Annotated in this window: 19 protein-coding genes; 4 read left to right on the top strand and 15 right to left on the bottom strand. The window is 58.5% G+C overall.

Annotation, left to right across the window (positions count from 1 at the left end):
* Nucleotides 1-6: 6 nt before the first annotated feature.
* The 3 genes from Pan189_RS13825 to Pan189_RS13835 all read right to left on the bottom strand — a co-directional run bounded on the left by Pan189_RS13825 (nucleotide 7) and on the right by Pan189_RS13835 (nucleotide 4,708).
* A complete protein-coding gene (locus tag Pan189_RS13825; protein ID WP_310820482.1) occupies nucleotides 7-2,799 on the bottom strand; it encodes a zinc-dependent metalloprotease in 2,793 nt (930 codons plus the stop codon).
* 338 nt (nucleotides 2,800-3,137) lie between these two features.
* Nucleotides 3,138-3,893 carry a PP2C family protein-serine/threonine phosphatase gene (locus tag Pan189_RS13830; protein WP_145364563.1) on the bottom strand — a complete coding sequence of 252 codons (756 nt, stop codon included), beginning with the start codon at nucleotides 3,891-3,893 and terminating at the stop codon, nucleotides 3,138-3,140.
* Nucleotides 3,894-3,952: 59 nt separating this feature from the next.
* Nucleotides 3,953-4,708: a PIG-L family deacetylase gene (locus Pan189_RS13835; RefSeq protein WP_145364564.1), complete on the bottom strand. Its 756-nt coding sequence runs from the start codon at nucleotides 4,706-4,708 to the stop codon at nucleotides 3,953-3,955.
* A 263-nt stretch (nucleotides 4,709-4,971) separates the two neighbouring features.
* On the opposite strand from Pan189_RS13835, the gene Pan189_RS13840 reads away from it, so the two are divergent.
* Entirely contained in the window at nucleotides 4,972-5,559 is a 588-nt protein-coding gene (locus tag Pan189_RS13840; protein WP_145364565.1) for a methyl-accepting chemotaxis protein, read from the top strand.
* 87 nt (nucleotides 5,560-5,646) lie between these two features.
* Here Pan189_RS13840 and Pan189_RS13845 read toward each other — a convergent pair whose 3' ends face one another.
* From Pan189_RS13845 to Pan189_RS13860, 4 genes are all read right to left on the bottom strand, one after another.
* Nucleotides 5,647-6,357, bottom strand: coding sequence for a PTS sugar transporter subunit IIA (locus Pan189_RS13845; RefSeq protein WP_310820483.1), 711 nt, complete (start codon nucleotides 6,355-6,357; stop codon nucleotides 5,647-5,649).
* A gap of 211 nt (nucleotides 6,358-6,568) precedes the next feature.
* On the bottom strand, nucleotides 6,569-7,468 hold the full coding sequence (locus Pan189_RS13850; RefSeq protein WP_310820484.1) for a sugar phosphate isomerase/epimerase family protein: 900 nt from the start codon (nucleotides 7,466-7,468) through the stop codon (nucleotides 6,569-6,571).
* 219 nt (nucleotides 7,469-7,687) lie between these two features.
* Nucleotides 7,688-8,734, bottom strand: a complete 1,047-nt coding sequence (locus Pan189_RS13855; protein WP_145364568.1) for a DUF3500 domain-containing protein — start codon at nucleotides 8,732-8,734, stop codon at nucleotides 7,688-7,690.
* A gap of 310 nt (nucleotides 8,735-9,044) precedes the next feature.
* Nucleotides 9,045-9,743, bottom strand: a complete 699-nt coding sequence (locus Pan189_RS13860) for a DUF2461 domain-containing protein (RefSeq protein WP_145364569.1) — start codon at nucleotides 9,741-9,743, stop codon at nucleotides 9,045-9,047.
* Between the two features lie 197 nt (nucleotides 9,744-9,940).
* Between Pan189_RS13860 and corA the strand changes: the two genes are divergently transcribed.
* A complete protein-coding gene (corA, locus tag Pan189_RS13865) occupies nucleotides 9,941-11,056 on the top strand; it encodes a magnesium/cobalt transporter CorA (RefSeq protein WP_145364570.1) in 1,116 nt (371 codons plus the stop codon).
* Between the two features lie 14 nt (nucleotides 11,057-11,070).
* On the opposite strand, the gene Pan189_RS13870 is transcribed toward corA, so the two are convergent.
* Nucleotides 11,071-12,177: an FAD-binding domain-containing protein gene (locus Pan189_RS13870; protein WP_145364571.1), complete on the bottom strand. Its 1,107-nt coding sequence runs from the start codon at nucleotides 12,175-12,177 to the stop codon at nucleotides 11,071-11,073.
* A gap of 174 nt (nucleotides 12,178-12,351) precedes the next feature.
* On the opposite strand from Pan189_RS13870, the gene Pan189_RS13875 reads away from it, so the two are divergent.
* Entirely contained in the window at nucleotides 12,352-13,875 is a 1,524-nt protein-coding gene (locus tag Pan189_RS13875) for a PcfJ domain-containing protein (protein ID WP_310820486.1), read from the top strand.
* A gap of 62 nt (nucleotides 13,876-13,937) precedes the next feature.
* On the opposite strand, the gene Pan189_RS13880 is transcribed toward Pan189_RS13875, so the two are convergent.
* Nucleotides 13,938-15,773: a serine/threonine-protein kinase gene (locus Pan189_RS13880; protein WP_145364573.1), complete on the bottom strand. Its 1,836-nt coding sequence runs from the start codon at nucleotides 15,771-15,773 to the stop codon at nucleotides 13,938-13,940.
* 342 nt (nucleotides 15,774-16,115) lie between these two features.
* Between Pan189_RS13880 and Pan189_RS13885 the strand changes: the two genes are divergently transcribed.
* Nucleotides 16,116-16,838, top strand: coding sequence for a DUF1223 domain-containing protein (locus Pan189_RS13885; protein WP_310820487.1), 723 nt, complete (start codon nucleotides 16,116-16,118; stop codon nucleotides 16,836-16,838).
* On the opposite strand, the gene Pan189_RS13890 is transcribed toward Pan189_RS13885, so the two are convergent.
* The 6 genes from Pan189_RS13890 to Pan189_RS13915 all read right to left on the bottom strand — a co-directional run bounded on the left by Pan189_RS13890 (nucleotide 16,825) and on the right by Pan189_RS13915 (nucleotide 23,389).
* Entirely contained in the window at nucleotides 16,825-18,030 is a 1,206-nt protein-coding gene (locus Pan189_RS13890; RefSeq protein ID WP_145364575.1) for an FG-GAP repeat domain-containing protein, read from the bottom strand. The two genes, Pan189_RS13885 and Pan189_RS13890, sit on opposite strands and share 14 nt — an antisense overlap.
* 24 nt (nucleotides 18,031-18,054) lie before the next feature.
* Nucleotides 18,055-18,669 (bottom strand): Uma2 family endonuclease, encoded by a 615-nt coding sequence (locus tag Pan189_RS13895; protein WP_145364576.1) that lies wholly within the window; start codon nucleotides 18,667-18,669, stop codon nucleotides 18,055-18,057.
* A gap of 30 nt (nucleotides 18,670-18,699) precedes the next feature.
* Nucleotides 18,700-19,302 carry a toll/interleukin-1 receptor domain-containing protein gene (locus tag Pan189_RS21710; protein WP_145364577.1) on the bottom strand — a complete coding sequence of 201 codons (603 nt, stop codon included), beginning with the start codon at nucleotides 19,300-19,302 and terminating at the stop codon, nucleotides 18,700-18,702.
* Nucleotides 19,303-19,311: 9 nt separating this feature from the next.
* Complete coding sequence (locus tag Pan189_RS13905; RefSeq protein WP_145364578.1) at nucleotides 19,312-19,635, bottom strand: hypothetical protein; 324 nt, start codon at nucleotides 19,633-19,635, stop codon at nucleotides 19,312-19,314.
* 24 nt (nucleotides 19,636-19,659) lie between these two features.
* Entirely contained in the window at nucleotides 19,660-22,422 is a 2,763-nt protein-coding gene (acnA, locus tag Pan189_RS13910) for an aconitate hydratase AcnA (protein WP_145364579.1), read from the bottom strand.
* 241 nt (nucleotides 22,423-22,663) lie between these two features.
* Nucleotides 22,664-23,389, bottom strand: coding sequence for an ABC transporter ATP-binding protein (locus Pan189_RS13915; protein WP_145364580.1), 726 nt, complete (start codon nucleotides 23,387-23,389; stop codon nucleotides 22,664-22,666).
* Nucleotides 23,390-23,419: the final 30 nt, after the last annotated feature.

Here is a 23,419-nt window from a genome sequence, read left to right on the forward strand (position 1 = left end):
TGTCGTTTAACCGCCTCTATAAATCAATTGAGCCGTCCGAGCTCTTTCGATCGCGTCCTGACATTCGCCGAGATGGGCGGCCGTGTACGAATCGAGCTTTTCAGAGCTGCGATCCCGATAGGCTTCGATCTTCTTGTCGAGTTCGATCAGGTGCAGGCGTGCCAAATTGGAAATCGGTTTGAAGGCCGCCACGTAACTTTGCGAATTGGTCGACAGGTCGATCAGTCGCGAAAGGTGCTCCCGCTGCAGGTTTCGACGGAGGCTCGAAATCGCCGGGTTCCGTTCAGAGAATTCGCCTTCCATGTCTTCACCGTCGTTCGATAGCTCCGACCAGATTTCATCTTCGATCGCGTCCATCAAGCCCGAGAGCGTCAGAACTTCTTTACCGGACGCGACAAGGAGTTCGTTATCGTGAACCCGCCGCAGCGTCGTTGGGTTCATGAGCATTGTGAGGGTCGAGGACTGCAGGCGAAGCACCTGATCATGCACCGGCCATGTCGAGTCCTGCATCGCGGCGGACCAGCCCATCTCATCGAACCACTTGTCGGTCGTGAGGTGCCGCATCAGTTCGGGGGTCAGCCCGTATGCCTCGTCGCGGAACGATTTCTTAAGAACAAAGTCGAGTGCATCCCGCTGCACGTCGGCGGCAACCGGATCGATCGGAGAGCGACCATTCGGATCGCCCTTCTTGTCGCGATAGATATGCGCGCCGCCAACCCAGTTGGCCATCATGGAGACAGCCCGCAATTGCAGCCCCAGAGTCAACGTGTACCCGTCACGGGCTTTGGCCCACGACTCGCCTTCGGCGACAAAATCTTCGAGCAGTCGCTTCCGGTGAAATTCTGCCAGTTCCACCTGGTCGAACGCATATTTGAGCGGCTCTTGGCCGAAATCGTAACGCCGAGCGAGCGGATCGGGTCCGTAGGTGTCTTCGTCCGTCGCGTACTGAAGCTCCGGCTCGGCCACGCGCTTGAGAATTTTCTCCAAGTCGGAGTCGAACGTGTAACCGTACTCGATCGCCCAATGGTCGTACGGGCCGATCCCGAGCATCGTGTACGGCCCCTGCGTTTCGCCCGCGTCGAGGCGAACATTGGTCGGGTTGTAGTCCATCACGGAAGCCGCGATCGGCTTGTCGGTGTCGAACGACTCGGAATTAATTTCTTCGAGCGAGTAGAGCGACGAGCCCTTGAAGTTGTGTCGCAAGCCGAGGGTGTGACCGACCTCGTGTGAAACCAGATGCGCCAGCAGCGGGCCGACGAACGACTCTGGCATGCCGTCGATCATGCTTTCCTTCGGCTCGTCCTTCTCCTCTTTCGGCTTGCCCGCTTCGACGGCTTCTTTGGCTGCGAGGGCCGCCATGTGCATTCGCATCACGGCGGTATCGAAGGCCGCATTGGAGGCGGCCAGGCAGAACCCATTAACTTGGCTGCTGCGTCCGAGCAATCCGTCGAACTGGTCATCGCCGAGCATCTTGGTGCTGATCATCGAATCGGGATGTGCCCCGGCGCCGTCGACCAATTGCTGATCGATTTGGCGGCTGACCGCGTCTCGGGAAGCCGGGTGAGCCATTCGCACACGCGGGTCCCAACTCGGGTTGTCGGCGAGCCAAGCGAGCGTTTCGGCGCTGAATCCTTCGACGGCGATCTTCGGGAGAAGGTCTTCAAACTGAAAGCGGTAGTACCGGATCCAGCCGTCAGTCAGCACGATGTCGGCATCGAGAATTTCGCCGGTCAGTGGATGCACGCGGCTGGGCCCGATGGCGGTGCCGATGTCGTTATTGAGCCACCGCACGAAGTTGTAGCGAACGTCTTCGGGGTCTTTGTCCATGTGAGCCCCGGAGTTCTTGTCCTGGTAGTAGACCTCGATCGCGCTGGCGAGGCCGACGTTTTCGAACGCCTTGTTCCAGTACAAAATTCCCTCGCGGACCCAGCGTCGATACCGGATCGGCGTCGTGTGCTCGATGTAAAACACGATCGGCTTTTTGGGCGGACTGAGCGAAAGATCGCCGTCCGCCTTTTCGAGGTGCCAGCGATTGATGTTTCGAATGTTGACATCATCAGCGCTGTATTTGCCGAGGTCGCGGTAGGTCGTCGTAAAATAGCCGAGCCGCGTGTCGGCTCGCCGAGGTTTGTACTTTGGATTGTCCTTGATGAGGCTGATCGAATAGTGAAGCGTCTGCAGCGTGCCGCGTTGGTTAGCGACTTCGAAAGAGATCTCGATGTTCTCGGGAAACGCTTTCGCCGCTTTCAATTCGAAAATGCCCCGGAGCTGACGATTCTGTACTCCCGGGCCGAAGAACTTCTCGGCCTGTCCGACGAACAGGGCATCGCCATCGATCACGGGACCGCCGCCGGGACCGTTGGTCACAATCGGCACCTGCAACAGCACGCGGTCGGTGAAGAGTCGTTGGACCGAAGATTTCGATTCATCATCGCCCGTCGATCGAACTTCGACGTTCGGCTGAATCAGGGCGAGGGTGTTTTGATATTTCTTCCAGTAGACGTACATGTCACCGCTTTGCAGCCCCGCGAACAAATCGCCGGAGGCAACAGTCAGAGCGATGAAGTACTTCTTCGATTCGTAGCCCTTGGGCAATTCGAGGTAGACCTGGTTGTCGTCCGCCTTGGTGTGAACCGTCCACATGCTCCGGGCACGGTCGGCCGTCGAGACGACCTTTTCGAAGCCCTCCAGCACTTTCGCGTGCGGAGGCAGCTTGTCATCAGCTGATGCGGTCGAAGCTCCGATCGAAACCGAAAGGATCGTGAGAAAGGTCGTCGGGGAGAGCAGACCACATCGCATCGCATTTCTCCGGGGGAAGCAGTGGAAAGTACGCTCGGGAGGTCGCGGCAGAATCCGCAGGACCGATCCCATCGGACGTCTCGCGGTGAGACGCTTGAAGATCATACGTCGCATAGACGCCGATGGTTGGGAAATTGCCCGATGGCGACAACACTGCCGACATCACGCAAGGCCCCGAATCAGTATACGAGGGCGGGCCGGTCGGGAACATGCGGTAACCCACTGATTTCGTCGGTGGATCGGCGTTCGGCGTTCAGCGTTCGGCTATCAGCTGTCAGCGACGGGCCAATTGGCGCTTGGCGTTGCCCGATTGGTCGGTGACGTGACGAAACCGATGCTCAGTCTGCCTCGACGTCAATGACCACGCAGGTGATGTTGTCTCTCGATCCGCCGGCCTCGGCGGCGCTCACAAGTTTCTCGGCCGCGTCTTGGGGGTGGGCGTGGTCTTCGAGAATTTGCTGGATATTCTCGATCTCGATACCGTCGGTCACGCCGTCGGAGCAAAGCATGAACCGATCGCCGGGGGCCGGCTCGACAGGCGAAGCCTGCGTTCCCTTGGAACCATCTTTCGTACCGAGATATCGGTAAAGCACGTTCTTGTAGCGATGAGTCGCCGCATCTTCGCGGGTGATTGTCCCCGCATCGACAAGCGCCTGAGTCAGAGAATGGTCGGTCGTCAATTGCGAAGTCACACCGCCGGTGTGGTGGTAGCATCGACTGTCGCCGACACCGCCAATAAATAGTTGGTCGGCCACCCGCACCGCGAACACGAGTGTCGTGCCCATCTGATGCATTTCGGGGTCGACCTGCCCGAGCGCGATAATTTCGGAATTGGCGTACGCAACCGCCTCGTCAATGCACTTGACGATTTCATCATGGCGATCGGCGGCCACGTCGTCTTGAAAGTCGATCCGCTGTTCGAGCGTGCGGGAGAACAGTTCCGCCGCCATCGAGCTGGCTTTTTCGCCCGCCGATTGACCGCCCATTCCGTCAGCGACCAAGAAGTATCGGCACTCCGGATCGACGTAGAGCGAGTCCTCGTTATTGTCCCGGAAATTGCCGGTGATGCTCAGATGACCGCAACGAAATCGCATTCGAATATTGCCGAATCACTTGGAAAAACTGTGAGGAAACGCAGATAGAGTGGTCAGCATCATTTCGGATCGACGGGCCCGACCGGAGGCAAAACCGTTCGCACCAAATCATTCGTTCCGATCGTTGTGGATGACAAGAAGACCTCGCCGTATTTGAACCCCGCACCGGCACCGAAGAAACCGTTGATTCCTCGGACCATGTCGAAAACACGTTCCTTCTCGGGCGGAAACTGAGTCCGATACGCCCGGATGGATTCCAATTTTACGTCGAACGTTTCTGAAATATCCATGACGAACGCACCTGAATTCTCGGGCATTGACAGGGATTTCAAGGCTAGAGGATACCAGACCAGCTTGGAAATCGTATGGACCGGCAGATTGTCGAACTTCTCGTCCCACTTCGTCAAACGCGAATAAAAGACCGCCGCATCGGTAATCTGCATCGCCTGCCAGTGATCAGGAGAGGCGAGCGGCGTCTTACCACCGATCCCCAAAACGATTTTGGGACGGAAACGTCGAAACACTTTTGCTAATGCGACCCGTTCGTCGAATCCGTCGAACAACCGGCGATTCGGTAACTCCAGTGTGATCCGTTCCTGGATGCCGAGAATACCCGCAGCCTCCGCGGCTTCGGCGAGTCGGACCTCGGGACCGGGGCTCCTCGGTGTGGGCTCGCCATCGGTCAGGTCGACGATTCCGATCCGATATCCCTGCCGTACGAGCGACGCAAGAGTCCCCCCACAGGCGATCTCGACATCATCCGGGTGTGCCCCGACGGCGATCACGTCCAACGCTTCAGGCAATTGCTCAGGCATATATCAAACCGCCATCGTCGTTCATGCAAAGATTCGGACGGATTGGAATGTCACGGGCATCATCGTTTCGAGTTCGGCTTTTGCCGCCTCTGATGAAGCCCCGATCGATCCGGTTCTCGATTTCGCCGTCACAATTGATCTATTCGTTCGCAAAAACCGCGGGCGAATCACAGCAATCGCCTCGCGGCCGTTGTTTTTAACATAGGTTTGTCGTGATTCATTTCAATCGAGCCACTGCAATTCTTGCGAGGCACACCAGCGTGATGAACGACTCCTCCCCGACCGAAAAGCCGAAGCGAACGAAGCGATTCGTCAGTTGGGAAATCCAAGGCCAGACCATCAAGCATGTGCTGGCGTATTGGTTCATTTACCACGCGGTCTTGTGGCACGCGATCTTTTTGTTCGATTGGTTGAACAGCCGCGGCAAGATACTGACCGGCGAACGCCCTTTGATGTTCCGCGATCTGTATGCCCAATTCGTTGCTGAGAACTGCGGCATTCTGATTTGCGCGGTCCTGCTGCTGCCGATTCTCGTGATTGACGTCGTTCGACTAAGCCACAAGGTCGCCGGTCCGCTGGTCCGATTTCAAAATGCCCTCGCTGAACTGTCGAAAGGCCGGAAGGTCGAACCGATTCGTCTGCGCGACGGCGACTGGCTGGGACAATTTGAAACGTCGTTCAACGAGTTTCTCGCCTCTCAAAACGTGAAGACCGCAAACGGCAGGTCAGCGGAACCGAAGGCCGACACGGATAAGGTTCTCGAATCAGTGCGGCAAGATCAGGCTGATCGTGCAAATGAACGGGAAGCGCCGCTGGCCGATCGAGGCGTCGTCTCATCCGCCGGTCGATAGTTCAAAAGCGACAGGACTGACGTGACTGGGGAAGCCCGAGTTTCGTAACAGACCCGGCTCACGCAAAAAGCCCGCTTTTAACGTCGGTCACTTTTTCGCCGCGATCGCGGCGTCGGCCTGCTCGATAATTTGGAACACTTCGGTGCTGTCCTCCGCCATCCGCAGGGCGTGCAGAAATTCGGAATCGTTGGCCATCCGACCGAGCCGGGCCAAGACCCGCAGGTGCGTTCGCGAATCGCGGCAGAGGATCAGAAAGAACAGGTCGGTCAGTTGCCCATCGGGCGAACCGAACGGAATACCGCCCGGGGCATAACCGAAGGCCACGATCGAATCCCCAAGCGTTTCGGGCATCGGATTCCGCGGGTGCGGGAAGGCGATCCCACCGGCGAATCCGGTCGAAAGGTCATCCTCGCGTTCCATCACGGCAGCGAGCACGCGAGCCGGTTCCCAGACCTCGTAAGTGCGACCGGCCGCCTCGATCAGATGTTCGAGCACCGACCGCTTCGACTTACCGGTGATCGGGAATTCGATGGTTTCCGGCCTGATCAGATGCGAGACGGGCAGGTCTTCGAATTTGGCTCCCGAGTGCGTCGACTGCTCCACATCACGCAATTGCGAGTCGCTGAAGTCGCGCATTTCCTGCTCGAGCCATTGCGTGATCTCACGTCCGTGAAATTGCCAGACGCCGTCCCGCTTGCGGCCCGGTATCCGACCTCGGTTGGCCAGCTTTTCTAACTCGCGACGGTCGCGCCCCAGTTGCCTGGCCAACTCGTCGAGCGAGAGTGATTCCTCCTGCACAGATTTAACTCCCCACACATTCCAAACGCGAAACGTCGACCGACTGCCGCGATCGAGCGCTGTCATCGTGTCAGGGGCAGCAGTCCGGTCGGAAGTAGTGTAGCCGCACCGAGTCGCGATCAAACAGCTATCGAGCGACTTTGGGTGGAATCATCCAGCAAAAGAATGTCTAACCGGCAGCCGCCGACAGTCTTGGCATTTGAGAACGGAGTTATTCGACGTGACGCGATGTCTCGCGTTTCTGCCCGATGACGGCGTCGTAAATCCGTCTCCAGCGCTCCAGCTTTCGCGATTCAGAACGCGGCACCCCTTCGCCGTTTCGAGATGTCTCCACCTCGACCGCTCCGCAGAAATCGGCCCCGAGCAGGCACTCGTAAATGCCCGCGATCGCGTGGTCGGAAATGCGATCACCGTGATCAAGACGCACAGAAATCGAGGACGGGCCGCCGTCGCCTGTCTCGAATTCGGCAAGAAAGTGCCGAAACGACGAAACGCGACGAAACTGCGATGTGCGGAGCAGCATGTGCACGTTCGGTGCATCGATGTCCGCACACATTTCATAGAGCCGGTGAGGGCTTTCCGCCAGAGGTCGCTTCGCCTCCGCAATCGGGCAGGCCGCATCGAGCGCCAGTCGCACGCCGAATTCGTGGGCGTGCCATGCGATGCGGCGGATCGCATCCGTGGCGATGCGGCGGGCATGTCGCGGGGTGAAACCGCGACAGCCTCCCAACGATACATTTAAAGTGCGACAGCCCAGCATCGCAGCCAGCGGGAGCGAATCGAGTGCGTCGTACACGGCGGACGCGATCTCGCCTGCGCCCTGCTCAACAAACCCGCCAAGCCAACCAATACTGGAGACAAACTGCCCCCGGCATCGGACCCTTTCAACGACGCGTCGGGGCTCGATCGAAACCAGTTTGGGTCGATAAAGAGATACGCCTTCGATGCCGGCGCGGCCGACTTCATCAAGGGACGCGTCAAGATTCCAGTTGGAAGTCGACGTCTGACACGCCGAAAGCTTCAGCGTTCCCGCCGGCGGGCGCGGCTCATGTTCAAGATTCGGCCATTCAGTTTGGAAAGAACGATTCGCAGTTCCGACGTCGGCACGCACTGGCTCCGGTCCCCTCGTTTGCCGTTCCTGAAACAACAGCGGCTCGCCGACACACTCCGCGGTCGTACGCGAGCCAACCGAGTTCCCATTTCTAAGCCATTGTGAAAATTGTCGACAGAGACTTATCGACAATTTTCTCAAACCTTTTGAAACTCAAAACGAACTCTCCTCACACTATTGACATTCATCGCCTCTGCGTGTGGGGCGGGAAGTACGGCCTCAACCCTCCGCACTGATCTTCGCCGACGGGTCGCTGGCGACGTTGACCCAGACATGCACGTGAGGAGCACCGCGGAAATACCAGACGAACGATGGTCCCTCCAGCCGCCAATTGTCCCAGACCTTGTCTTCACCGATGTCCCCGGTCTCATAAAACGAAAGCGAACAGGCTTCGAGCCCACCGTTCTGCTTCAAGCAGCGGTGGACCTCTTTGCGATCAGATTCCCGATACGGTTCGAGGAGCGTGTCGAGTACGCCGGTCAGGTGCTCCCGTTGATCAGCCGACATCTCGGCCGCAGCCAGGCCGGGATATTTGCCCTCTTTCTGGAAGTGAACTTCGCTCTCAGCCGGTTCAAACGCCAGTAGAGCTTCGTCCCGCTGCTTGCCGTCGAGCATCTCGTAGAGTTTGTTCGCCTTGACCGCCTGCGGCCAAAACACGTTGCCGGGATGGTCGGGCTTTTCGTTGAAGCCGCGGGCCGCGTGTCCGTAGAAGATCGGCCCGCCGAAGGCGAAATGCTCGGTGCTGTCGCCATCGCAGCGGATCGTGAGGTGACGACCGGTCATAACCAGTTCGAACTTCCCGCTGCCCGGCTCACCGAAGATGGCAATGCTCTGCCGCTTGCCGTAGCCCCCCGCGTCGTCCTTGAGTTGCTGCCGGACCTTGCCGTGCCACTGTTTATCGTACAGACCGAAGAAGATTGCCTCGATCATTTCCTGCTGATCGCGTGTGAAGAATGGGCTGATCACACCCGGTCGCGTGATCCGCCAGTTATTGCTCACATGCAATCGCAGCGGCATGTCTTTGGACCGCTCATCGGTCTGATCCCAACCGAAGCAAATCGACTCCCGCTGCTTCGGTGTGAGCGACTCGTAGAGGTCGGCGACGAGGTTCTCCGGCTTCGCTTCGGCATCGTTCGCTTTGACTTCAGTGGGAGCCGCGCCGAGTGAGCCCGCCCCGAGCGTCATCGCAGCCCCCGCCGCAGTCGCCCCGAGAAAATGCCGACGGTCGAGTTCGCTGTCGATGTGAGTGAGATTCGGCAGATTCATCATACGGCTCCTGTTCGATGACATTTCGCGATGGTCCCGGGGTTGCCCACACATAGAACACCGCTGATCGGTTTATGTTCCGGGATTCGTGTCCACTCGACAAGGTAGAGACTGCCCATCGCAGAAACTCAACACCAGCCCGACGCGCCAGCAAGGGATTTCGCTCCGACAGACATGAAGTCCTCGTTGGGCGGGCTGTGCCCGCCCTCGAAAAGCAGGGAGCCTGCCAACGCGAAAGTCACGCAGAGTAAGATCTTGCCATCCCGAGCAAATCCCTTGCTGGCGCTGCGGGCTTGTGGGGGACTCAAACTTAGAACGGCAAGTCGAGCGCGGAGCACAGCCAACGCATCAGGGGTTTGGACGCCTTCATTCGTTCCACGATCCGATCGGGAAAGTCGATCGCCAACACATCCGCCCGTGACAGGTCGCACACGCCGATAAAACTCTTCCGGCGGAGGTCCTCGATTTGAGGATGATCCTTAGGGAAGCCCTGCGGTGCGGTCTTCAGCGATTCCCCGGCCAATTCGAAAGTCGATGCAAACGCGTGATTGTTCTTCGCGCGCAGCCAGTTATTTGGATCGGCATCGATCGATCCGCGGAGTTGCTTGAGCACCTTCGTCTCCGGCATCCACATCCCCGCGCCGACGAAGCACTCGTCCGGGTGAAGATGAATGTACCAACCCGGCGCGTGCACATCGGCCCCGAATTCGTGGCGGAAGTGAATGCCGACGTTTGTCTTATAGGGGGTTTTGTCTTTCGAAAAACGGGTGTCGCGGTAAATTCGCATGATCGAGCCGCCGACCTTTTTGTCGATCGCCTCGAAAAACTTCGACACCTTCTTCAACCGCGGCTGCATCGCCCGCACGAATTCCAACGCCGGCCCAATCACGTGCTTCTCGTAGCGCGGTTTGTGCTCGGCGAACCATTCCCGATCGTTGTGAGCTTCGAGATCGGCTAAGAAGCGGAACGTTTCTTTCTCGAAAAATGGTGATCGGCTTGCTTCCGGCATAATGCTTTTCCTAAGACGCGACTTTTGCGCAAAATCATAGAGCAACCGGGTTCCCCGCACACGGGCTCCAGCGGAAGTCAGAAATTCCTCGCTGAAAATGTCGTCATTCACTGTCGAAGTTCGGCAACCCCTTTTCACATCCGCTTGATTCGATCATCGCTCGCGCTCGCCGTTCGTTTCTGCCGCAGAGGTTCCTCATGCCGACATTTCGACTGTCCAAACGGGTGAAGCGACCGAAAGAGAAATTTCGCTTTCGCCGTCGCTCACAACCGGGATCGATGCCGGGCACGATCGCACCGCCGGAAGATGCACTGCCGTCGAAGATGCGGCTCATCGTGTTCGACCAAGAATCGTTCATCGAGGAATTCATCACCGATGTTTCGCAAATCGAGCAGTACCGCACGCCGGGCCGCATTTGCTGGCTCGATGTCGACGGCTACGGGGAAGTCGAGACGCTACTGAAACTCGGCAAGATGTTCGGTCTGCACGACCTCGCGCTCGAAGACGTCGTCAATGCTCATCAACGGCCGAAAGTCGATGATTATGACCAGCATCTGTTTGTCGTCGCGCGGATGGTCCAATTCGACCGTGAATTAAGTTTCGAGCAAATCGGCATGTTCGTCGGGAACGACTTCGTGCTGACCTTGCAGGAAGGCCACGAAGGTGACGGCCTCGATCCGGTTCGCGAACGCATCCGCCGCGGCAAGGGCCGCGTCCGCCGCTCCGGCACTGACTACCTCGCCTATACAATCATTGACGCGATCGTCGACGGGTACTTCCCCGTGTTCGAACAGTACGGGGCCCGGCTCAGCGACATTGAAGACGAGATTGAAAACGGAGCTGAGGAACAAACGATTAACGAACTTCACCGCATCCGCCGCGACGTCCGTTCTTTGCGAAAAGCAGTCTGGCCGCACCGCGACATGCTCAACGTCCTGCTCCGCCCCGTGACAAGTGGATTCATCAAAGACGAAACGCAGGTCTTCCTCCGCGACGTTTCCGACCACGTTTCGCAATTAATCGACGCCGCGAACTATTATCGAGAAATGTGCTCCGACCTGCGCGACTTTCACTCGTCGCAAATTGACCGGCGGAGCAACGACGTCATGAAAGTACTCACGATCATCGCCACGATCTTTATCCCGCTCAGTTTTATCGCCGGGCTTTACGGGATGAACTTTAATCCCCACGAGTCGCCTTACAATATGCCGGAACTGGATTGGTACTTCGGTTACCCGTTCGCACTGGCCTTAATGGCGGGAACCGTTCTGACAATGCTGACTTACTTCTGGCGAAAGAAGTGGATCGGTTAACTTTAGCGCAGACCTTAACTCGCGCACGCCTTTCGAAATTTCGAGAACGACGGGAAGTATCCGCTGACGTGGGGATAGAGCCATTCGCGGTCTTCGTGGCGACCGGGCCAGCGCTGCGTCGTCGGGTGTTTGACACTCACGATTTCTGCCGCTTCATTCAGACCGGGCAGTTCGGCGACGTCGCCGACAAATACCTGCAACCCGTCAATCCCTTTCGCAAGCTCGAGTGCAAACCTTAATCGCTGCGGGCTCATCGGATGCCGCTTTAAGAACTCCGGTTCAATGACCAGCACCCGGTCCGCATCTTCACTGCTTCGCCAGCGAGGATTAAGGTTCCACATATGATACAGCAGTAATGGGCGACCCGGCGTCAAACCGCGAAACTCGCAATCGGGCACCTCCACCGGCAATTCCGGTTCCGACGTGTGGTCAACAATCTCGGGAACGGGACGTTCGACAAGTTCCTCATAAGAATAATCGAGGAACGTCCCGCGCTGCCGGTGCCCGCTGAAGCGATTCATATTGTCTTGATTGGCCCAGTATTTTTTGTGCGAGAAACTTCCCGCACACCACTGCCAATTCAACGTGTTGCTCGCAAGGTCACCGTCGAGCAGATGATAGAAGAACCAATCGGCCCCGCGTCTCCAATAGCAATGTGCGACGTTGCAAACCGTCGACGCCAGGTACATCCGCGCGTGATTGTGGACGTAACCGGTCTCTATTAAAGCGCGAACCGAATCGTCAAGCACATCGACGCCGCTGTCGGCATCAAGCACCGCCCGCGGCACACCGTCGGCCCGCACGTCTGCCTGCTCTTCGCGAACGTCTTCAAAAATGGCCTCGCCGAGCGCTTCATGCACCCGCTGAAAAAATTCTCGCCACAATAACTCGTCCAGCAGCTTTGACGCTTCCTGTTTCTTAAATCGCTCCAAAACCGCGTCCCGCACTTCCGGCAACGTGATCACACCGTGCGTGAAATACGGACTCAACCGTGTGACATCGCCATCGAGTTGATTTCTCGTCTTCCGATACCTCGGCGGGTCGATGGCGGCAACCCGCTCGCGGATGGCTTCCAGATCGGTCGGAAAATTAAATCGGGGATGAATCTGTTCGGCAGGCATCTTCGGTCACGGCTTACTGAATTGTCGGTCCGCCTGATTTAAGGCGCTGATCCGAAGCTGACCAGTCCGATTCGGCGAACCCGATTTGTTGAGCACGTGTCGACAGAAGCATTGTGTCGCCAAGAGCGACAGTCCGAACGTCACTTAATGTTTCATTCAACTTGCAGCCGCGTCATGGCTCGTACGGCCCGAACAATTCCGACCAAGCGCAGCGATCCGAATCGCGCGTCGCTCTCGATCCCGATGCAGCGGCACCTGACCGAGTTGGGGCTTGAATCGGTCGAAGCGTACCGCGAATGGTGCCGGCAGAATCACTTCTCGACGAAGCTCGACAAACACTTCCGCCAATTGCGGAAGGAGCGAGAGGTCGCGAAGCGGGACGCTGCCGATGCGCGCCTGGTTCGCAAACAGAAGGCCCGCCGGTCGAAGGAATCGATCATCGCGCTGATCTGCAGCGGACGCGTGCTGTCGGGCGTCGTCGAAGACCCCGTCCTGAGCCACGTCGCCGCGATCGTGACCGGTCACAGCGGACAGAAGAAGCTGCCCCACAACGTGCGTCGCTCACTGCGCGCTCTGCTCGAGCGTATCGTGGCTACGCACTCCAAGTTGCTCGATCGGGACGAGCAGATTGCCGCCTACCACAGCGCGTCCGGCAACAGCTATGTCGAACCCCTCATCCGGATTGCCGTGCAGGGCGCTCGCTGGCTGCGTCCGCTCGATGAGTGGACGCCTTCGAGCCACAACACCCGTCGCCAATTTTCATCGCTGTTGCGGCATTTGTTCGTCGAATACGAGATGCCGGAGTTCTTCGAGGCGGCTTGGTTTGCGGCAAACGGTTCGTTGGGAGATCAGAAGCGGCAGTGGTTCCTGCATGTCGGCCGCGGTCGAAATCTGCGGGAATGCGACCTGCCGCTGCGACTTTCGAAGAAAATGGCGCATCACGTCATGCGGGCTCCCGGAGATCTGTCGATCGTGTCGGCGCTTCGCTGGGGTCAGGTTCTCGGATCGGGCGGCGACGAACGGCTCGCCCGGGCGGTCGTGGCGACGCGGCTCGGCCATTCATTCGAGAACGAGACGTTTTGGGAAACGGTCATCAATTGGCTCGTCCACAATCCGATCGTTCCGGCCGAGGTCGGGCCGATCATCGACTACCTGCAAAACCAGCGATTTGAAGAGGGCGTCGTGCGCGGCCCGCGAGGGCAGCGGCAACGGGTCGCCCCGCCACAGCCCCGTTTGACGATGCGCGGACGGACCGCCGATGCGATGTTGCGACAGGTCGCCGATTGGCACGGCCGGTTGGCGGAGACCGGCCGGATCGAGTTCCGCGACTGGCCCGCCTGCGGAATTGCCGGCTTCGAGTGGGCCGATGACAAGGCCGACCGCCGCAAACCCCGCTACTGGACGATTCGCGAACTGCTCAGCACACGCGAGTTGATCGACGAGGGTCGCCGGATGAGACACTGCGTCGCAACGTACGACGAATGCTGCGTCTGCGGCGACTCTGCGATTTTCGCCCTTGAAGTCGACACGCTCGGGGGAATTGAAAAAGCCCTGACGATCGAAGTCGACCTCGAGTCCCGAGAAATCGTCCAAGCTCGCGGAAAGGGTAATCGCGAGCCGACGGAGCGAGAGTTGTTCGTCGTGTCAAAATGGGCTCGCTGGACAGGGCTCACAATCAACCGTTACATCCGCGACTAGAGTCGACCCCGAATCCCCGTGGTGGCGACGGGACGAACGACGCCATGACGGCGCTCGTCGCCTTAACGCCGCCGCGGGGGTAGTCCGGGCCGTCCCGGTTTCTTCCCAAGTTCCGGCGGCGGGCCGGGCAATGTCAGCGTGTGGTCGCGCAGCTCCTGCTCGGTAATGCGTTGATTCCCATCCGCATCGGCCTTGGTAAAAATTGTTCGGACGAAACGCGGAACTTCGTTTGCGACCAGTTCGCCGTTGCCGTTTCGGTCAAACCGCATGAGCGAGTCGACGAACTGCTCGGCCCAATCGGGGTAGCGGGGCGGGTTATCTTCATCCGGTTTTGGCTCGCTCTCGGTCACAGCGTCAGGTTCGGTATCATCCATTGGTTCATCGACCGGTGAGTCAGCCGTCGCACTGCCATCATCCGGCTCACTCTTGATCGATTCCTGATCGATGGCAGTTTCCGGAGGTGATGGAATCGAGACCGACGGGGGCAGGGTGCTTCGATCAGGAGGCAGATCGATGCCACGTGAGTCGACTTCGTCTTGCTCCGATTTTGAATTCGGTCTCAGATCAATAAACCGCGGTCGCGTTTCGTTTTCGCTCACCGGTGGTTCGACCGTCGCGAGTGGCGGATTCGAGATCGGCGGATCGTTCGACGAAGCCAGAATTCCGCCGAACAGCCCGACAATCAACAGAATCGCCGCAGCGGGGATCGCCACCATCGCCCACTTCGGAAGGGTCGAATCAGATTTGTCGTTTGCCTTCTTTCGTTTGACCGGGCGGGGTAGTTCTCGCTCGTTCTTCGCGTTCGACTGGTGATTGCCGGTGGCCGGGGACGTTGGATTCCCCGTTGCCGCTTTGCGGCGAACTTTCTTCAGTTCGGTCGCGGCCCAGTCGGCAGCCGCGGCTGACCTTGAGTCGGCCACCGTTTCGAGAACCGCCGTCGCCGCTACGTATTGCTTTTGCGCGACGAGGCTGCGAACCAATCCCTGCTTCTCTTTGAGCATCAGCGTCTCGGCGACCGGTATCTCGCCGCTGCTTGCCTTTCGAAGAAACTTCGACAGCGACGCGGCAAACTCCTGCATCGTCGCGAAGCGTTCCGACCGATCTTTCTCGAGTGCACGGCGGCAGATCGCGGCCAGAGGGGCCGGCACATCGGCCCGCAGCTCCTGTGGCGAAGGCGTCGGCTTGGAGAAAATTTCACCGATGATCGATGCGACTGAACCGGTCCCGACGAACGGGACGCGACCGGTGAGCATCTCGAACAGCACGGCCCCGAGGGCGAATACGTCACTTTGAGGTCCGATTCTGTCCGCAATGCCTTCGAGCTGCTCGGGGGACATGTAAGCGGGCGTCCCCAGCACCAAACCGTGCTGCGTGACCTGTGTTTCCGCCCCGGCTCCGTATGAGCGGGCGAGACCGAAGTCCATCACGATCGGCTCGCCGCGATGGTCGATCATCACGTTGCCCGGCTTGAGATCGCGGTGAATGATCCCGGCTTGGTGGGCTTCGTGCAGAGCCAACGCGATCTTGCGGGTCAAAATCGCAGCCCGCTTCGGCTCCAGCGTCTTTCCACCCTCGATCAATGCCGACAGCGGTTTGCCGTCGATATAGGCCATCGCGATGTAATGCCGGCCCTCGTGTTCGCCGACATCGTAGACCGGGCAGATGGAGGGATGCGAAAGAGCGGCGGCGGATCGAGCCTCGCGATAGAACCGAGCGAGAAACTCCTCGTCCTGTTTGCCGTCGAGCTTCGGCACTTTCAACGCGACCTTCCGCCCGAGCTGGGAATCGGCCGCGAGGTAAACGGAGCCCATCGCGCCCGACCCGAGTTCCCGCTCGATCGTGTAGCGTCCGAAATCGGTCTGGATCGCCCCTGCCGACATCACAAATCCCCGCGTCACAGGTTCCGCATCGACCGCCGCAATTGATTGTCGTTGACGCAGAACAGACTCGCCCCTGAGTATTGGACCGCACGCGAGCTCCGGTGTCGACCACGCCGCCGTCGATTTGCCCGATCGACTCTGCTTGAGTAGTAGGGTGTAATCGTCACTCCGCGTCCAAGTCAGCCTTTTCAGCCACTATCGAATCATTCGGAGAAGCGGCCAATGCGAATTATTTTGAAACCCTCAAAAGCGATTTCAATACCAGCCAGAGGGACAAGCCGATGGTCGATCAACCAGCGATTTTCCCGACGGCTTGTCCCTCGGGCTTGTATGCTGGGCAATTTGAAACCGCTCCTAGCCATGGCGGTCATCTGCGGAGCAACTTGGGGTGTGCTTCCTGCCACGGCGAGCGGTGAAGAGGAAACCGAAGGCTTCGCCGTGGTCGAACTGTTCACCTCCGAAGGCTGCAGCAGTTGCCCGCCGGCCGATCGACTTTTGGCCGAGTTGGATCAGAAGGCCGAGAAGCAGGACCTGCCGGTCTTTGTGCTCGGGATGCATGTCGATTATTGGAACAGCCTCGGCTGGCCCGACCGGTTCTCCAGCAAAGAGGTCACCGCCCGGCAGCAGCGATACGCCAAATGGATGGAGCGCAAAGGCGTTTACACGCCGCAGATGATCGTGAACGGTTCGACCCACTTCGTCGGTTCCGATGCGAAAGCCGCCGAACGGGCCATCAATGCGGCACTCGAGCAGTCCTCCGATGTGACGCTGAACGCTGAAGTCGACAAGACTTCAGACGATACCGGCCGACTCGAAGGAATGGTCGACGGGGCGGAGCAAGAGATCGAAGTGATCGTTGTGCAGCTTCGCGATACCGCATCGTCGAAGGTCACCTCCGGGGAGAATTCCGGCCGAACGCTGACGCACGTCAATATCGTGGAGAAGTTCTGGGCCCGACCGGTCGATGAGCAGGGGCGGTTTACTCTTGACCTCGCCGATCGTGGCAATCACGAGTACGTCGTTTTCGCCCAGCAGAAAGCTGACGGGCGGATCGTCGCGGCGATATCGCTTAATTCGAAGTAGAATCCTCACGACCGACGTTGCGATACCAGACGACATTCTTTGTCTGCCGACCCGCCAGCAGGATATCGAGCCCGCCGTCGCCATCAACGTCCTTAATTTTCAGATCGTAAGCTTGTTGGCCGCCGTCATTGTCGAGTTCGTGCGCGGTGAAAGTGCCGTCGGCTTGGTTCTCCCACCACCAGACGCGTTCCATCGAGAATGAGCATCCGGCGCAGTCGATGTCGCCGTCGCCGTCGAGGTCGGCGACATCGAACGCGTGGACGTCGCGGACCCCGGAATCGACGTCGTGCCTGATCCAATCAGGTGCCTCGAACCATGCCACACCCTCACCATGTCCGGCACTAGCCAACACATCGCGTCGGCTGTCGCCATTCATGTCGACAGCCCGCGGATGAGTCGCCCCGGGCATGCGGGCGATTAAATGCTTTTGCCACGCTTCGACCGACTCGGCAGGTTGCTCCCACCACGTCAACGTCCCGCCTCCGGACGCACCGAGCAACAGGTCGCCGCGGCTGTCTCCATTCATGTCGGCGAAGTCGAGATAATGAGCCCGGCCCTTGGCCTCACCCTTTGAAATTAAAGTTCGACCCGGTAGATCCTCGCGGCTGGCGTCGATAGGAAAATCGAACCAGGCGAGGCTATCCTGATACGGTCCTTTGCGGAAGGTCCCGGCGAGCAGGTCGTCGGCGCCATCCCGATCGACGTCGCCGACCGTCACACCGTGGACGCCGTGCAATTCGCGATCAACAACGTGCAGCGGCCACTCCCGGTCAGTGGTCCCGATATTCTCGATCCACGCGATCGTCCAGTCGCCGCCTGTCGGCTCTTTCGGAGACCGACCCGTCGCGATGGCGTTGCGATGGAAAATCCAGTTCGAGGTCGACCGGGACATCACGACATCGAGGTCGCCATCGGCATCGCAATCGAGCGAGCACCCGTGAAGCATCCGGCCCGCCGTATCTTCGACAAGCACGACCTTATCACCTGACGGTTGCAGCACCGCCCAGACTTTCGACTCGCCGACCGCGATCAGGTCGAGCTTCCCGTCGCCGTTCGCATCGACAGCATCAACGGCGAGGACCGGCTGCGTCAGAGCGTAGGCCTTCCGCTCGAATCGAGTCTCGCCGCCTCGCGAGTTGGAACCGATAATTAAAACGATAATCGCGAACGTCAGCGCACGAATTGTCGACATCAGCGAACTCGCTTAACAATGAAATTAAATTTGCCAGTGACCGGGCGGGTCCGCCGATTCCACTTCAATCAAAGGCCGATCACTTCCTGCGGTCAGTCGCCATGTCAGCGGCACCGATTCGGTCGTGATCGCATCCCCGTTCACCTTTGCAATGCCGACCGATGACATCACCGGCGAGCCGTCATTGCGATATAATTCCAGTTGCCACGGATCACGATCGACAATTAAGACCTCTCGCGTGCCAACGGCCGTGTAGAATCTTAATTTATCACGACTTCTATCGCCGGGGCTGACGATCTCAATGGCGAGATCAGGCCCACCCTGCCAGTGGGTGCCGCGGTCGATCGCGGGATTGCCCTTTAAATAAACGGCGATGTCGGGGCATCGGTGATTCTCTTTCCAGTCGGCGGCGCGATCGCTGACGTTACAGCCAGGAAAAGTCGTCCCGCGCATCGCTTCGTCCGAGGCGAAATGGAGTGGCCTCAACAAATGCGTGATCAGTTCCTGATGCTGGTTGTCGCGTGACGGCATCACGATGTAGAGACCGTCCCAGACTTCGTCCGGGCGATCGACTCCTCGCTCTTGGCGATCGGTGACCAGCTTTTCGGAGAAAAATTCATCGAGAACCAGGACAGGCATCACAGACACTCAAACGTAAGCAAATCGGGGTCAAGGGAACTGACAGCGCAAACGTGCTTCAAGACCCGGACTCCCTTGCACGAAAATATTCAAGGCCGGATCATTCTTCAATCGCTGCAGAGCCGGGTTTGAATGATTGGCTTGGCCGTCTAGGAAACTTTCGATACGGTCAGCCGACCAAGCTACGAAGTCCGTTTCCGGAGCGAAGACAGCAGTCGCATTCGTAACATTTAATAAGTTATGCCACGGAGTCCCAGTAATTCGCGGGTCGTACGCGGGAAGGAAGAATAGACCGAGTTCAACGTGCTGCGTCGCGGCGCCGCCGATCCATAGTGTTGTTGATAACGCTTCGCCATACGCCCGCTCCACAAGTTGCCAACCACGATGCGGAACCCGATTTAGTGACGCCTCGGTAATCAAGTACACAACCATCCGACATTCACAAATCTTGAGCTTCAAGGCTTCAAATGGGCTTCCTGCCGCAAGCGGATAATCGCGTCGGTCAAACCATGGGATCACATTCCGTGACCGTAGCTCTTCATCAAGTTCTTCGACTAACCAGCTCTTATCTTCGGAGTCATGTGAGAGAAATACGTCGAAATAGCATCTCGGATAAGTTGGTATTGTGAACACGCGGCCAACCTATTGACTCGGAGGGGGCGACAGCATGGGAACAAGATCGGTTGGAGCAAGTGAACCCGTAATACACGCGATAACTTCTTCTCCAACACCAGTAGGATGGAGAAAAACGCCGTGTTTGATTTCTGCTAGACCGACATCAACAAGCCGAACGCCTGCGGCTTGTATTTCACCGAACCCATATTTCTCGGTTAAATCGGCTGCGATCGTCTGAAACGCCAGCCCATGGCCCATTCGGCGATTCGGGTCAATCCGTGAAAACGACCGAAGGATATCTTTGTAGATAGGTGGAAGTTCATCCGCATATTGCTTAAGTGAATCATTCATCGAATTGTCTCCAAATTAAGAGAACTAACTCTTCGCCAACTGCCGCAGCACTGTGTGGAGGATGCCGCCGTTGCGGTAGTATTGGACCTCGACGGGGGTATCGACCCGGCATTGGCAGGTGAAGCGGACTTCATCACCGTCCGATTTCCTGGCGAGAACTTCGACGGCTTGGCCGGGCTTAAGGTCATCATCGAGATGAATCTCAAACGTTTCCGTGCCATCAAGGCCGAGGAAGTCGCGATTTTCACCTTCGCGAAATTGCAGCGGCAGTACGCCCATCCCGACGAGGTTGGAGCGGTGAATCCGCTCGTAACTCTCAGCGATGACGGCTTCGACGCCGAGCAGGTAAGTCCCCTTGGCGGCCCAGTCGCGGCTGGAGCCGGTGCCGTATTCCTTACCGGCAAGCACGATCAGTGGCGTATCCTGCTTTTTATATTCGAGCGACGCGTTGTAAATCGTGGTCGTCTCGCCACCGGGCGGATAGGACGTAAAGCCCCCTTCGGTGCCGGGGGCGAGTTGGTTTCGCAAGCGGATATTGGCAAAGGTGCCGCGGGTCATCACGCGATCGTTGCCGCGGCGACTGCCGTAGCTGTTAAAGTCGTGATAGTCGACGCCGTTCTCCATGAGATACTTGCCGGCGGGTGAATCTTTCTTAATCGCTCCCGCCGGGCTGATGTGGTCAGTCGTCACGGAATCGCCGACCATCACAAGACACTTCGCCCCTTCGATCGCGGAGATCGGCGGGGGATCGGCATCCATATCAACAAAGAAGGGCGGCTCCTGAATATAGGTGCTCGCTTCGTTCCATTCATAAAGATCGCCCGTCGGGCTCGACAGTGCCTGCCACTCTTCGGGACCTTCAGTCGCTTTCGAATACTGGTCGCGATAAAACTCCGGCGTGACGCTGGCTTCAATCGTATCTTTAATTTCCTGCTGAGTCGGCCAGATGTCTTTCAGGAAGACGTCGTTGCCTGCGGAGTCTTTGCCCAGCGGCTCCGTACTCAGGTCGATGTCGGTCGTACCCGCGATCGCGTAGGCGACGACCAACGGCGGACTGGCCAGATAGTTCGCCTTAATATCGGGACTGATGCGACCTTCGAAGTTGCGATTCCCCGAGAGGACCGCCGCCGCGACGATGTCGTTTTCATTGATCGCCTTGGAGATCGGCTCGGGCAGAGGGCCGCTGTTGCCGATGCAGGTCGTGCAGCCGTAACCGACGGTTTGAAATCCGAGCGCGTCGAGGTCTTCATTAAGACCGCTCTTCTCAAGATAGTCGGTCACGACGCGGCTGCCCGGAGCGAGACTGCTTTTCACCCACGGCTTACGCTTCAGGCCTTTCGCATGGGCCTTCTTAGCGACCAAACCGGCCCCGATCATGACGGACGGGTTGCTGGTATTCGTGCAACTGGTGATCGCGGCGATGACCACGTCGCCGTGCTTAAGCTGAAAGGTTTCGCCGTCGTATTCGACCTCGACACCGTCCGCTCCCGGGTCTTCCATGACAGCGACCGACTCTTCCGCTTCCGTCGAAATCGGTCCTTCCGCTTCCCAACTTTCGACGGTCGATGAACCGGCGGGCGACTCCTTGCCGAAGGTGATCGAGAGGTCCTGCCGCCACTGGCTCTTCATCGCGGACAGATCGATCCGGTCTTGCGGCCGTTTCGGCCCGGCCATCGAGGGTTCGACTTCCGACAGATCGAGTGCGAGGCTGCTGGTGAATCGCGGCTCCGGCGATTCACTCGTGCGGAACATTCCCTGGGCACGATAGTACTGCTCGACGAGATCAACCTCTTCGTCGGTGCGTCCTGTCCGGCTCATGTAATTGAGCGTCTCGGCATCGACAGGGAAGAAGCCCATCGTCGCTCCGTATTCCGGTGACATATTCGCGAGCGTCGCCCGATCGGCGAGGGTCATCGAGTCGAGCCCGGGGCCGTAGTATTCGACGAATTTCCCAACGACGCCGTGCTGCCGAAGCATCTGCGTAACGGTCAGCACGAGATCGGTCGCGGTCGCACCTTCGGGCAGTCCACCCGTCAATTTGAAACCGACGACTTCGGGTGTGAGCATGTAGATCGGCTGGCCGAGCATGACGGCCTCTGCCTCGATCCCGCCGACGCCCCATCCGACGACGCCCAGACCGTTAATCATGGTCGTGTGCGAGTCGGTCCCGACGAGACTGTCCGGATAGGCGACGCCGTCTTTGGTGAGGACACCTTTGGCGAGATATTCGAGGTTCACCTGGTGCACGATTCCGGTCGCCGGCGGCACCACGCGGAAGTTGTCGAGCGCGGACTGGCCCCACTTCAGAAACTGATAGCGTTCCTGATTCCGCTCGAATTCTCGTTCGACGTTCTGCTTCAAAGCCAAGCCGTGAGCGAACGCGTCAACCTGCACGGAGTGATCGACGACGAGATCACAGGGAACGAGCGGGTTGATCTTCTTCGGATCGCCCCCCATGCGAACCATCGCCGATCGCAGCGCGGCGAGATCGACGACCGCGGGCACGCCGGTAAAGTCTTGCAGAACCACGCGGCCGGGCTTAAACGGCAACTCGTCTGCCGCCACATTTTTCGCGTCCCACGCCGCCAACTTCTTCACGTCGTCTTCGGAGACGACAAAGCCGTCAACGTTCCGCAGAACCGCTTCAAGCAGGACGCGGATCGAAAACGGCAGCGTGCCGATGTCGCCGAGACCGGCATCCTGCAACGCGGGGAGTGAGTAGTAAGTGAATTCGCCCGCCTTCGAGCTGACCTTTTTAACGGCCTGAAACGGATCCTGCGCACCCATCGATCGATAATCCTGCTGAATTCCGACACCACCCGCAGAGCAGCCGGGGCGGTGCGTTGATGTAACTCATCCGACGTGAGGATGTTACACGCCGGGAAGCCGGAATTACAGCAGGGAATGTCACCTTGAGCGGTGACGAGAAGCGAGAAGCGAGAAATATCGAGCGAAAAGTGATTGACCGCGACAGCAGACGGAAAAAGCCCCGTTTTGCCCACTTCGCGCTTCTCGCTTCTCGGCTTTCTTACGCCGCGGCGCGCGTCGTTTCAAGCCGTCCTTCGAACAGGCGGACGGTGCGATGGGCCCGTGCGGCGATCGATTCGTCGTGCGTGACCATCACCACGGTCAATCGCTCATCAGCATTGAGGCTTTCGAGCAGCGACATGATCTCGTCGCCGGAACTGCGGTCAAGGTTTCCGGTCGGTTCATCGGCGAGCAAAATCTGCGGATGCCCGATCAAGGCCCGCGCAATGGCGGCCCGCTGCATTTCCCCGCCCGAAAGTTCTTTGGGCCGGTGCTTAAGCCGATGCGTCAGGCCGACGCGTTCGAGAATGGAATGGGCTTCCTCGCGATATTGACCGCGATTCTTCAAGTAAGCGAAGAACCCGTCGCGGATCATCATGGGGGTCAGCACGTTCTCCAGCAGCGTCAGCTCGGGCAGCAGGTGATAGAACTGAAAAATGAACCCGAACACGCGATTTCGAATCTGATCGCGCGACCGTTCCGGCAGGTCATCGATTCGCTGTCCTTCAAGCAGTACCTCGCCGACATCGGGCGTATCGAGCAATCCGATCAGATGGAGCAGGGTGCTTTTGCCCGATCCCGACTGCCCGACGATGGAAAGCAACTCGCCGCGATGGACCGAAAGATTAACCCCTTTAAGCACCGGAACTTTGTGCTCCCCTTTGCGGTAAGTTTTTTCGAGCGCGACCGCGTCGATCTGCAAGGGTTGCGGTTTTGGCGACTTCATCGGACGAACATCCGACTTGGGCGATGCTGG

The organism is Stratiformator vulcanicus (assembly GCF_007744515.1).
In the GTDB taxonomy this organism is placed as follows: Bacteria; Planctomycetota; Planctomycetia; order Planctomycetales; family Planctomycetaceae; genus Stratiformator; species Stratiformator vulcanicus.

Bases quoted from the DNA above. Each gene is read 5' to 3' on its own strand.
- Pan189_RS13875 (WP_310820486.1), top strand. From the start codon at position 12,352: ATGGCTCGTACGGCCCGAACAATTCCGACCAAGCGCAGCGATCCGAAT.
- Pan189_RS13840 (WP_145364565.1), top strand. From the start codon at position 4,972: ATGAACGACTCCTCCCCGACCGAAAAGCCGAAGCGAACGAAGCGATTC.
- Pan189_RS13830 (WP_145364563.1), bottom strand. From the start codon at position 3,893: ATGCGATTTCGTTGCGGTCATCTGAGCATCACCGGCAATTTCCGGGAC.
- Pan189_RS13855 (WP_145364568.1), bottom strand. From the start codon at position 8,734: ATGAATCTGCCGAATCTCACTCACATCGACAGCGAACTCGACCGTCGG.
- Pan189_RS13870 (WP_145364571.1), bottom strand. From the start codon at position 12,177: ATGCCTGCCGAACAGATTCATCCCCGATTTAATTTTCCGACCGATCTG.
- Pan189_RS13895 (WP_145364576.1), bottom strand. From the start codon at position 18,669: ATGCCTGTCCTGGTTCTCGATGAATTTTTCTCCGAAAAGCTGGTCACC.
- Pan189_RS13885 (WP_310820487.1), top strand. From the start codon at position 16,116: ATGGCGGTCATCTGCGGAGCAACTTGGGGTGTGCTTCCTGCCACGGCG.
- acnA (WP_145364579.1), bottom strand. From the start codon at position 22,422: ATGGGTGCGCAGGATCCGTTTCAGGCCGTTAAAAAGGTCAGCTCGAAG.
- Pan189_RS13860 (WP_145364569.1), bottom strand. From the start codon at position 9,743: ATGCCGGAAGCAAGCCGATCACCATTTTTCGAGAAAGAAACGTTCCGC.
- Pan189_RS13825 (WP_310820482.1), bottom strand. From the start codon at position 2,799: ATGCGATGTGGTCTGCTCTCCCCGACGACCTTTCTCACGATCCTTTCG.
- corA (WP_145364570.1), top strand. From the start codon at position 9,941: ATGCCGACATTTCGACTGTCCAAACGGGTGAAGCGACCGAAAGAGAAA.
- Pan189_RS13835 (WP_145364564.1), bottom strand. From the start codon at position 4,708: ATGCCTGAGCAATTGCCTGAAGCGTTGGACGTGATCGCCGTCGGGGCA.
- Pan189_RS13905 (WP_145364578.1), bottom strand. From the start codon at position 19,635: ATGAATGATTCACTTAAGCAATATGCGGATGAACTTCCACCTATCTAC.
- Pan189_RS13915 (WP_145364580.1), bottom strand. From the start codon at position 23,389: ATGAAGTCGCCAAAACCGCAACCCTTGCAGATCGACGCGGTCGCGCTC.
- Pan189_RS13890 (WP_145364575.1), bottom strand. From the start codon at position 18,030: ATGTCGACAATTCGTGCGCTGACGTTCGCGATTATCGTTTTAATTATC.